The organism is Mesorhizobium sp. M1338 (genome assembly GCF_040318045.1).
In the GTDB taxonomy this organism is placed as follows: domain Bacteria; phylum Pseudomonadota; class Alphaproteobacteria; order Rhizobiales; family Rhizobiaceae; genus Mesorhizobium.
Window position 1 is genome coordinate 52,024 of the sequence record NZ_JAMYLL010000034.1, and the last position, 8,652, is coordinate 60,675.

The window sequence follows — 8,652 nt, forward strand, 5'->3', positions numbered from 1 at the left end:
TTGGGCAGCAGCGCCTTGCCCTTTTTCGCCTGTGTGAATCTTCGGCTCTACCTCCCGCCAAGCTGTTGCGCGAGCATGTATCCGGAAGCCGCGCCGGTGCCGGCACCTGGCCATGTCGCGGCGCCGGTGAGATGGAGATTGCCGATCGGCGTGTTCCAGCCGGCGTAGCCGCGCGCCGGGCGAAACAAAAAATTCTGTGCCAGATGATGGCTGCCGCAGACCTGGTCGCCGCCGACGAGGTCCGGGTTCTCGCGCTCGAGATCGATGGGGGAGAAGACGGCGCGGCCGAGGATCTTGTTTCGCAAGCCGGGCGCGTAGGCCTCGATGATGTCGAGGACACGGTCGGCGTAGACCTCCTTGACCTTGTCCCAATGCGCGGGCGCGATCTTGCCGACGGCATCGCCTGTGATTTCGGCGGGCAGCATGCGCACCTGCACCCACAGCGCATGCTTGCCTTCAGGCGCCCGCGACGGGTCGATCGCGGTCGGCTGGCCGACGACCAGAACCGGCTCGTCCGGCAGCATCCCCGCCATCGCCTGCTGGTAGGTGCGCGACATGGCGTCGAGCGACGGCGACAGATGCACATAGGCGAACTGCCGCAACTCGGCTCCGGCGCGCCAGTCGGGCAGATCGTCGAGCGCCAGGTGGATCATCATCGTGCCCGGCGCATGGCGGAATTTCCGCATCGCCGTGTCGAAGCCGGCGTCACCCGAACCGTCGGGCAGCAGCTTGCCGGTCAGTGCCTTGGGCGCGACGCCGGCGATGACCGCCCTGGTGGCGGTATGCGTCTCACCGGAAGCAAGCCTCACACCGGTTGCCTTGCGGGCGGAAATAGTGATCTCGGCCACCTCGGCGCCAGTGACGATCTTGCCGCCGGCGGACGTCACCATGCCCGACAATGCGCGGATGATGGTGTCGGCGCCGCCCTTGCCCAGCACCATGCCAAAGCTCTGGTTGGCCATCGATTCCAGATAGGGGAAGACGGCACCCCCGGCGATGTCGGGGGCGAAGTCGAGATGCATGCCCCAGGTGGCGAGCGTCGCCCTGATATGGGGCGACTCGAAAGTCTCCTCCAGCCACGCGCGTGGCGAAGACAACAGCAGCCGTCCCGTATCGAGCGCCCCCGACATGCCCTTCTTGCGCCACAGGTTCCATGCCGTGCCGGCCAGCGCGCGGGCGCTCATCGGCGAACCGAGCAACCTGAACAGATGCTCGGCTTCCGCCGGAAAGGCGGCAACCAGTCCGCGCCATGTCGCGGCATCGGCAGCGGAGAAGGCGGCCATGCGCGCCGTGGTCTTTTCCAGATCGTTGCTGACGCCGAACCAGCGTCCGTCCGGAAAGGCGCTGGCGAAACAATCGGCGACCGGCGCGAACTCCAGCCCCTGCGCTTTCAATTCATTTGCATATTTCCGGTGGAAGGCCGAGCCGGCGAACAGGCTTAGATTCATCGCGCCGAAATCGTGGCGGAAGCCGGGAAGGGTGAATTCGCGCGTCTGGACGGCGCCGCCGATTGTTGCACTGCGTTCGAAAATCCCGGTTTTCCAGCCTTTGAGCGCCAGATGCGCGGCGCATGCCAGACTGTTGTGGCCCGCCCCGACAAAGATGGCGTCGAATTCGCTCACGCCCCGGTCCCATTTTCCTTTATGCTTAAAGATAATTGCAGATGCATATGTTTTCGTCTAGTAGGATATTAAGGGCCGAGACGAGCCTTGATCATCAGATGAAAGAGGGAACAGAGAACGATGGACACCCAAAAACTCCTCGGCGAAGTCGCCGGCCAGCTTCTTTCAGGCGCCATCAAGGTGGTCGACCTGACGGCGCCGCTCGGACCGGATACGCCATTGATCAAACTGCCGCCGGAACTCGCCGTCGACACGCCCAAGGTCGAGATCCACTCGATCTCCCGCTATGACAAGAACGGCCCGTGGTGGGCATGGAACTGGCTGAAGCTTGGCGAGCATTCGGGCACGCATTTCGATGCGCCGCAGCATTGGATCAGTGGCAAGGATTATGCCGACGGCGCCACTGACACCATTCCGGCCCAGAATTTCGTCGGCCCGGTCAATGTCATCGACTGTTCGAAGGAAGCCGCCGCCGACCCTGATTTCCTGCTCACCGTCGACCACATCAAGGCGTGGGAAGCCAGGCATGGCGCCATCAATGCCGGCGAATGGGTGGTGATGCGCACCGATTGGTACAAGCGCAACGGTTCCGAAGCCGAGTTCCTCAACGCCGACGAGACCGGCCCGCATACGCCCGGCCCGACAGCCGAAGCCATCCAGTTCCTGATCAGCAAGGACATCAAGGGCTGGGGCAGCGAGACGATCGGCACGGATGCCGGCAAGGCCGGCGGCATGGAGCCGCCATTCCCGGCGCACACGCTGATGCACAAGGCCAACCGCTACGGCCTCGCCAGCCTCTGCAATCTCGACCAGCTGCCGCCGAAGGGCGCCATCCTGATCGCCGCGCCGCTCAGGATCGAACACGGCACCGGCAGCCCGATCCGCGCGCTGGCGCTGGTGTCGAAGCAATAGGGCGAGGTGGGGTCTTCGGGAGAAGATCATGCGCAAAGGCGAAACCGGGTTGATGATGTGGCAACCGTGCAGTGGTGGCGCTCCACGGCGCGAAGGAATGCAACGCTGCGCGTTTAAACCTCGCTTCCCGCCCACGGGGAGCAATCGTTAATGAAGGCCCCCGATCACATCATCGTCGGCAGCGGCATCAACGCGCTGGTCTGCGCGGCGATGCTTGGCGGCAAGGGTGCCAAGGTGCTCGTGCTGGAGCGCAATGACCGCATTGGCGGTTGCATGCGTAGCGAGGAGATCACCGCGCCCGGCTTCATCCATGACGTGATGGCGACGACCTTCGTCCTGTTCATCACCTCGCCGGCCTTTGCGGCGCTCGGCGCCGACCTTGCCCGGCACGGGCTGGAATTCTGCCATACCGGCACGCCGACCGGCGTGCTGCGGCCGGACGGCAGCCATGCGGTGCTCACCACCGACCGTGCCGCCAATGTCGCCGCGTTCAACGCGATCGCGGCGGGCGATGGCGACCGGCACGCGGAGGATGTCGGCGGCATCGAGCGCAATGCCGGCCTGTTGTTCGGCCTGCTCGGCGGCAGCCTGTGGTCTTATCCCATGGCGAAGCTGTTGGCCGGTGATGCCTGGCGGCGTGGCCCTCGCGGCCTTGCCGCCTTTCTCGGCGAGGCACTTGTGCCGGCGCGGAACTGGCTGGAAAGCACCTATCGGTCCGAGACCATCCGGGCTCTGTGGGCACCTTGGGTGCTGCATGCCGGGCTTGGTCCCGAAGATGCGTTCTCTGGCCAGATCGCCAGGGTGATCGCCTTCGCGTTGGAGGCGGCGGGCGCGCCAATCGTCAAGGGCGGAGCGCGGAACCTGCTTTTAGCCTTCGAGGCATTCATCACCGAGCGCGGCGGCGTCATCTCCACCGAAGCGGACGTTGCTTCCATCATCCTGACCGGGGGCCGCGCCACCGGCGTGCGGCTGGCCTCGGGCGAAATGGTCCATGCGAAGAAGAGCGTCATATGCTCGGTCACGCCGACGCAGCTCTATGGCCGGCTGCTCGGCGCGGATGCTCCCCAGGCCGATGTCGAGGCGACGCAGAAATATCGCTACGGCAAAGGCAATTTCCAGATCCACTACGCCCTGGACAAACCGCCCGCATGGCGCGGCGAAGGCCTCGACAAGGTGGCGTTGCTGCACCTGACGCCGGGACTGGATGGCGTGTCGAAGGCCTGCAACGAGGCGGCGCGCGGCATGCTGCCGGAAAAGCCGACCATCTGTGTCGGCCAGCCGCATGCGCTCGATCCGTCGCGCTGTCCGCCGGGCAAGGCTATCCTGTGGCTGCAACTGCCCGAGGCCCCTCGCCACATCAAGGGCGACGCCGCCGGCAAGCTGCCGGCACCCGCCGATGGGCAGTGGACCGACGCGCTGCGCGAGGCCTATGCCGATCGCGCGGAAGCCATCCTCGCCAGTCATATCGAAGGTTTCAAGGACAGCGTCATCGCCCGCCGGGCCTATTCGCCGTCCGACCTCGAAGCGATGAACATAAATCTGGTCGGCGGCGATCCCTATGGCGGCTCCTCGATCATCGACCAGTCATTCCTGTGGCGGCCGTTCAAGACCAGCCGCAATCATCAGACCGGCATCAAGGGTCTCTACCATATCGGCGCCTCGACCCATCCGGGCGCCGGCCTTGGCGGCGGCTCCGGCTTTCTCCTGGCGGGGAGGCTGTGATGGAAGAGAAGGTTGCCGAAAAGCGCCAGCGCATTTCAACCTTGGGGCAGATCGGCCTGCAGCAATTCGCCCCCTATCTGATGAACCGCATCATGGGCCGCTACAACGCCACCTTGCGCGACGATTTCCGCAAGCAGGGGCTGACCATCCCGCAGGTGCGCACGCTCGCCGTGCTGTCGGTGACCGACGGCATCACCGTCAACGACCTCTCGGTCTACACCGTCATCGAGCAGTCGACCTTGAGCCGGACGCTCGACTCGCTTGAGGGCCAGGGTCTTGTGCGGCGTGAGCAGGGCGTCACCGACAGCCGCATCCGCCATGTGTTCCTGACCGATGAGGGCCGCGCTGAGTTCACGCGCGCCTGGCCGGCCATGCATGACGCGTTCGAGGCAATGTTCGACGACGTCGACGATGCCGAATACGCGGCGCTGATCGCGACGCTGCAGAAGATGCTGAAGAACATTCGCAAGCACGACATCTAGACCTACGCGCCGCCAGCCCTGGGCGGTAACGGAAGGAAGAGAAAATGGCCGAACGGTCTTTTGCCAAGGAAGTCGAGAAGCTTCGGCTCGGTGCCGGCGAGGAATTTGCCGGCGAAGGCATCCTCGCCATCACCAAGGCGCTGCTGCAATGCGGCGTCGGCTATGTCGGCGGCTACCAGGGCGCGCCGATCAGCCATCTGATGGATGTGCTGGCCGACGCGCAGGACATTCTGGGCGAGCTCGGCGTGCATTTCGAGGCGAGTGCCTCGGAAGCCACCGCCACCGCCATGCTGGCCGCCTCGGTGCATTACCCGATCCGTGGTGCGGCGACTTTTAAGTCGACGGTCGGCACCAATGTCGCCTCCGACGCGCTCGCCAATCTCGCCTCCGGCGGCGTCACCGGCGGCGCGCTGATCATCGTCGGCGAGGATTATGGCGAAGGCTCCTCGATCATGCAGGAGCGCAGCCATGCCTTCGCCATGAAAAGCCAGGTCTGGCTGCTCGACCCGCGCCCGAACCTGCCGTCGATCGTAAAGGCGGTGGAGGACGGCTTCGAGCTGTCCGAGATTTCCAACACGCCGGTCATGCTGCAGGTGCGCATCCGCTGCTGCCACGTCCATGGCCATTTCATCGCCAAGGACAACAAGCGGCCGCCAATGACAGTCGCCGAGGCACTCGACGCCCCACGCCGCGACACCGGCCGCATCGTGCTGCCACCCGCTTCCTTCCTGCATGAGAAGGAGAAGGTGCAGAAACGCTGGCCGGCGGCGGTGGATTTCATCGCCAAGAACAGGATCAACGAATTCTTCGGGTCCGATCACGGCTCGGTCGGCATCGTCATGCAGGGCGGCATGTACAATTCGGTCATCCGCGCGCTGCAGCGGCTCGGCCTTGCCGACACTTATGGCGACACCGACGTGCCGCTTTACGTGCTCAACGCCGTCTATCCGCTGATCGATGACGAGTTCCTGTCGTTCTGCGAGGGCAAGCAGTCGGTGCTCGTCGTCGAGGAAGGCCAGCCCAATTACATCGAACAGGCCTTCGCTTCGATGCTGCACAAGGCCGGGCGCGGCACCAGACTGGTCGGCAAGGAGCATCTGCCGATGGCGGGCGAATACACCGGCCAGGTCATGCTCGACGGTATCGGCGCCTTCCTGCGCGCGGAGGCGCCGCATCTTTTGCCGGGCGAAGTGCGCGCCCCCAACAAGGTCGGCGACGGCGTCGATACAGCTGACCTGATCAATGTCGTTCCAGGACGACCGCCCGGTTTCTGCATCGGCTGCCCGGAGCGGCCGATCTTTGCCGCGACAAAACTGGTCGAGCAGGAGCTCGGCAAGCACCACATCGCCTCCGACATCGGCTGCCATCTGTTCTCGATCATGCCGCCTTTCGAGCTCGGCGCCACCACCATGGGCTACGGACTGGGGCCAGCTTCCGCCTCGGCGTTCAATTCGCCCGACGCCAAGCGCCGTTCGATTTCCTTCATCGGCGATGGCGGCTTCTGGCACAACGGCCTGACCTCCTCGATCGGCAATGCGGTGTTCAACAAGAATGACGGCGTCATCGTCATCGTCGACAATTTCTATTCGGCCGCCACCGGCGGGCAGGACATCCTCTCATCCCGCGCCGGCAACAAGACCAAGTCGACGAAGCATCCGATCACCGAGGCGGTGAAAGGCATGGGCGTCAAATGGCTGCGCCATGTCGACCGCACCTATGACGTGACCAAGATGCAGGAAACGCTGCGTGAGGCGCTGACGACGGAGGAGAAGGGGCCGAAGGTCATCGTCGCCTCGTCCGAATGCATGCTCAACCGCCAGCGCCGCGAAAAGCCGCTGGTCGACAAGGCAATCAAGGGCGGCGTACGCGTGATAAAACCGAAGTTCGGCGTCGACGAGGATATCTGCACCGGCGATCATGCCTGCATGCGGCTGTCGGGTTGTCCGTCGCTGTCGGTCAAGTCGCTCGACGATCCGCTGCGCGACGATCCGGTGGCGCATATCGACCAGAGCTGCGTCGGCTGCGGCAATTGCGGCGAGGTTGCCGACGCGGCGGTGCTGTGCCCGTCCTTCTATCGCGCCGACGTCGTGCACAATCCGAGCCGCTGGGACCGCGTCCTCGAAGCTGTGCGCCGCGCCACCATCGGCCTGTTGCAGCGCCGCCGCGAAAGCCGGCGCCTGACCTTCGCCGATGCTTGACGCTGTCCCGCCATTTCGCGCCCGGCCCGGCGCCCAGGATGACGAGCACGTCATCAAGCTTGCCGTGCTGGCGGTCGGCGGCCAGGGCGGCGGCGTGCTGGCCGACTGGATCACCGATGTCGCGGAGCGCAACGGCTACGTCGCGCAATCGACCTCGGTCGCCGGCGTCGCCCAACGCACCGGCGCCACCATCTACTATGTCGAGATGGCCCGCGACACCGGCCGGCTGCCGGTCTTCGCGCTGTCGCCCTCGCAAGGCGACGTCGACATCCTGATCGCGGCGGAACTGATGGAAGCCGGCCGCGCCATCATCCGCGGCTTCGTCACGCCCGAGCGAACCACGCTGATCGCCTCGTCGCACCGCATCGCCGCGGTGTCGGAAAAGATCGAGCCGGGCGACGGCCGCGCCTCGTCTTCCAAGGTGCATGCGACGGCGGAAGCCGCATCGAAGCGCTTCATCGCTTTCGACATGGAAAAGATCGCCGCCGACAATGGCTCGATGATCTCGGCCAGCCTGCTTGGCGCGCTGGCGGGGTCCGACGCGCTGCCATTCTCTCGCGAGAGCTACGAACAGGCGATCGGTGCCGGCGGCCGCGGCGTCAAGGCCAGCCTCGCCGCCTTCGGTGCCGCGTTTGATCGCGCGCATGGCACGGCGGCACCAGCGCCTAAGCCGGCGGAGCCAGTGATCGTCGAATCCGCGCTGGGTACAGGACAGGTGACTGGCCCGCAAAACCTGCTGCAAGGCTGGCAGGCCTTGGCCGCCCGCATCGATCTGTTGCCGGTGGCAGTACGGGACCTGGCGCTCCGGGGCTTGCGAAAGGTCGTCGACTATCAGGACATCGCCTACGGGCGTGAGTATCTCGACCGGCTGGACAAGGCGGTCGCGCTGGATGGGCCGGATCGCGGATATGGCTTGTCCATCGCCGCGGCAAAGCATCTGGCCAACGCCCTGTGCTATGACGACATGATCCGCGTCGCCGACCTGAAGACACGCTCGACGCGCGACAGGCGCGTGCGCCGCGAGGTCGGCGTCAAGGACGGCTCGATCCTGCAGGTAACCGAATATTTCCATCCACGCATCGAGGAGTTCTGCGGCACGCTGCCGGCGGGTCTGGGTAGCTACATCGAAAGCCGGCCGAAGCTCGCCGCCTTTCTCGACCGTCGCATCAATCATGGCCGCCGCATCCGCACCGACAGTTTTGCTGGCTTTGCGGCACTCTGGTTCATCGGCGGCCTGCGCCGCTGGCGCCGCAGCCTGCTGCGTCACAAGATCGAGGTCGCGCATCTCGATCGGTGGTACGCGCTGGCCCTCGACCATGTTCCTCAGGACTATGCGCTGGCCGTCGAGATACTCAATTGCCGCCGGCTGATCAAGGGCTACAGCGACACCCACGTCCGCGCCCAGTCGAAATTCGACCGCGTGCTGTCTGCGCTCGATCTGCTCAAGGGTCGCGCGGATGCCGCCGACTGGATCCGCCGCCTGCGCGAGATGGCGCTGAAGGACGAGAAGGGCGATATGCTCGACGGCGCGCTGAAGACGGTGGCGACGCTGGGGCCGGATCCAATCAGCCGAAATATCTAGCGGGCGTCCGCTGATTGCAGCGAGGGCGCGAGCCCATGCAGCGGCGCCGCTAGTACCTGTGCACAGAGGATTCGACGGGTTGGATGGGTTGTAGCCGGGGCAGGCTATCGGGTTTGACGAGCAGTTCGATGCTG

6 protein-coding genes are annotated in these 8,652 nt (G+C 65.1%); 5 read left to right on the plus strand and 1 reads right to left on the minus strand.

The window, feature by feature from the left end; genetic code table 11:
* Positions 1-47 precede the first annotated feature (47 nt).
* Positions 48-1,622, minus strand: a complete 1,575-nt coding sequence (locus tag NKH19_RS24100; protein ID WP_352982910.1) for a phytoene desaturase family protein — start codon at positions 1,620-1,622, stop codon at positions 48-50.
* A gap of 120 nt (positions 1,623-1,742) precedes the next feature.
* Between NKH19_RS24100 and NKH19_RS24105 the strand changes: the two genes are divergently transcribed.
* The 5 genes from NKH19_RS24105 to NKH19_RS24125 all read left to right on the plus strand — a co-directional run bounded on the left by NKH19_RS24105 (position 1,743) and on the right by NKH19_RS24125 (position 8,518).
* Positions 1,743-2,534, plus strand: a complete 792-nt coding sequence (locus NKH19_RS24105) for a cyclase family protein (protein WP_352872061.1) — start codon at positions 1,743-1,745, stop codon at positions 2,532-2,534.
* A 150-nt stretch (positions 2,535-2,684) separates the two neighbouring features.
* Positions 2,685-4,256, plus strand: coding sequence for a phytoene desaturase family protein (locus NKH19_RS24110; protein ID WP_352872062.1), 1,572 nt, complete (start codon positions 2,685-2,687; stop codon positions 4,254-4,256).
* Positions 4,256-4,738, plus strand: a complete 483-nt coding sequence (locus NKH19_RS24115) for a MarR family winged helix-turn-helix transcriptional regulator (protein ID WP_352872063.1) — start codon at positions 4,256-4,258, stop codon at positions 4,736-4,738. The genes NKH19_RS24110 and NKH19_RS24115 overlap by 1 nt, the downstream gene beginning before the upstream one ends.
* Before the next feature lie 44 nt (positions 4,739-4,782).
* Positions 4,783-6,936, plus strand: a complete 2,154-nt coding sequence (locus tag NKH19_RS24120; protein WP_352872065.1) for a thiamine pyrophosphate-dependent enzyme — start codon at positions 4,783-4,785, stop codon at positions 6,934-6,936.
* Complete coding sequence (locus NKH19_RS24125; protein ID WP_352872067.1) at positions 6,929-8,518, plus strand: indolepyruvate oxidoreductase subunit beta family protein; 1,590 nt, start codon at positions 6,929-6,931, stop codon at positions 8,516-8,518. The genes NKH19_RS24120 and NKH19_RS24125 overlap by 8 nt, the downstream gene beginning before the upstream one ends.
* Positions 8,519-8,652: the final 134 nt, after the last annotated feature.

Coding starts and splice junctions, on each gene's coding strand:
- NKH19_RS24125 (WP_352872067.1), top strand. CDS start 6,929: ATGCTTGACGCTGTCCCGCCATTTCGCGCCCGGCCCGGCGCCCAGGAT.
- NKH19_RS24120 (WP_352872065.1), top strand. CDS start 4,783: ATGGCCGAACGGTCTTTTGCCAAGGAAGTCGAGAAGCTTCGGCTCGGT.
- NKH19_RS24105 (WP_352872061.1), top strand. CDS start 1,743: ATGGACACCCAAAAACTCCTCGGCGAAGTCGCCGGCCAGCTTCTTTCA.
- NKH19_RS24115 (WP_352872063.1), top strand. CDS start 4,256: ATGGAAGAGAAGGTTGCCGAAAAGCGCCAGCGCATTTCAACCTTGGGG.
- NKH19_RS24110 (WP_352872062.1), top strand. CDS start 2,685: ATGAAGGCCCCCGATCACATCATCGTCGGCAGCGGCATCAACGCGCTG.